The sequence below is a fragment of the Streptomyces alkaliterrae genome, assembly GCF_007097205.2.
In the GTDB taxonomy this organism is placed as follows: domain Bacteria; phylum Actinomycetota; class Actinomycetes; order Streptomycetales; family Streptomycetaceae; genus Streptomyces; species Streptomyces alkaliterrae.
In genome coordinates this window covers 1-1606 of sequence record NZ_VJYK02000563.1, presented here as the reverse complement: position 1 = coordinate 1606, position 1606 = coordinate 1, and the positions used below count along the sequence as shown (strand labels likewise).

The 1606-nt window shown below is 67.5% G+C and carries 1 protein-coding gene, 2 rRNA genes and 1 pseudogene; 1 reads left to right on the top strand and 3 read right to left on the bottom strand.

What is annotated here, in order from left to right; translation table 11 throughout:
• A pseudogene (locus FNX44_RS26770) lies at positions 1-200 on the bottom strand (GNAT family N-acetyltransferase); the annotation flags it as partial.
• A gap of 102 nt (positions 201-302) precedes the next feature.
• Between FNX44_RS26770 and FNX44_RS26765 the strand changes: the two are divergent.
• Positions 303-1217 carry an aminoglycoside phosphotransferase family protein gene (locus FNX44_RS26765; RefSeq protein WP_143651548.1) on the top strand — a complete coding sequence of 305 codons (915 nt, stop codon included), beginning with the start codon at positions 303-305 and terminating at the stop codon, positions 1215-1217.
• Positions 1218-1293: 76 nt separating this feature from the next.
• Here FNX44_RS26765 and rrf read toward each other — a convergent pair.
• Together rrf and FNX44_RS26755 are read right to left on the bottom strand one after the other, a co-directional pair.
• Positions 1294-1410, bottom strand: a 5S ribosomal RNA gene (gene rrf / locus FNX44_RS26760).
• Positions 1411-1514: 104 nt separating this feature from the next.
• Positions 1515-1606 (bottom strand): 23S ribosomal RNA (locus FNX44_RS26755); the annotation flags it as partial.

Genomic DNA, 1606 nt, shown 5'->3' with positions numbered 1-1606 from the left:
TCCCCGACAAACGTCGCGCTCCGCGCACTCTCCGCGCCGTCCAACGCCCGCTGCCTCCACACCTCGTCGGGAGACCCGGCCGCCGCCGCATACGTCTCCCCGAACGCCACGTCCGCGACAGGATCCGCCAACGCCGCCAACCGCAGAGCGCGCAGCTCCCGCCACTCGTCAGCCCGCACCCGCCGAATCACATAGTCCATCACCCAACCCTCCCCAACGCTGCGGACCACCGGCAACCCGATTACCCTCACATCCACCCGCGCGCGGCCGGCAGCGGGGGACGGCAGCGGGAGGAGCCGACGGTGGAGGCCATCACGCGAGTGCCAGCGGCCGCCCGCAGCCGCCTCCGTTCCCGCTTCGGCAGCGCCGCCGACGCCTGGTGCGACAGCGTCCCCGCTCTGGTGGAGCAACTCAGCGGACGTTGGGGGCTGACACCGGTCGAAGCCGCCGGCGGCGGCACCTCACGCGTGTTCCGCTGCCTTCCGCGCGGCAGCGACGAGAGCAGAGGCGAGGCATGGCTGAAACTCACGCCAGACCGGGAAGTCGCCCGCCAGGAGGCCTTGGCCCTCACCGCCTGGTCCGACACCTCAGCGGTCGTCGGACTGCTCGCCACCGAGCTCAGCCGAGGCGCACTGCTTCTCCGTCCGGTGAGACCCGGCGTCCCGGCCACCTACGGCCACTGGAACGAACCCGAGGTCTCACGTCTACTGGCCGCCCTGCGTGCTTCCTCACCACCCGACAGCCCAGCACCCCAGGTACCCGAACTCACCGAGCGTGTCTCATTCGTCTTCGACTTGGCAGCACGGCGGCTGGGGACCGCTCCCGTGCCGGGCCCGATCACCTCAGCGCTACTCGACCAGGCCCGCAGGGCGGCACTCCGCCTCGCCAGCACCGGGCCTCGTGTGCTCGTCCATGGAGACCTTCATCCGGGGAACGTCCTCACCGGGCCGGCGAACGGTCGGCTCGTGGCGATCGACCCACGACCATCGATCGGCGATCCCGACTTCGACGTGATCGACTGGGCGCTTGAAGGTCGCACCTGCGAGGCAGAACTCCGCGCTCGAATCGCCAGTTTCGCCGCGCTCGTTCCGGGGCTCGACGCGGACCGTGTAGCCGCCTGGTGTCGTGCCCTGGCGCCTCTTGTCGCCCTGCCGCTGCTACGAACCCAGCCGGAACACGACCACACCCGGTTCCTCGTCGAACTCGCCACGGGCTGAAGCGGCGTCACGAACCAGCCCCTAAAACGCGTTGAGGCCCTGCCGGATAAACCGGCAGGGCCTCAACTCAATATTTGTTCGGCGGCGTCCTACTCTCCCACACGCTCCCGCATGCAGTACCATCGGCGCTGACAGGCTTAGCTTCCGGGTTCGGAATGTAACCGGGCGTTACCCCATCGCTATGACCACCGAAACACTATGAAACAAACAACCCAGCAAACCCACCACACACAAACATGCACGGTTCGGGTTCCGGCAGCTGTTGCCTCAGAACCAACACAGTGGACGCGAGCACATATGGTCAAGCCCTCGGCCTATTAGTACCGGTCAACTCCAACCCTCACAGGTCTTCCATCTCCGGCCTATCAACCCAGTCGTCTACTGGGAGC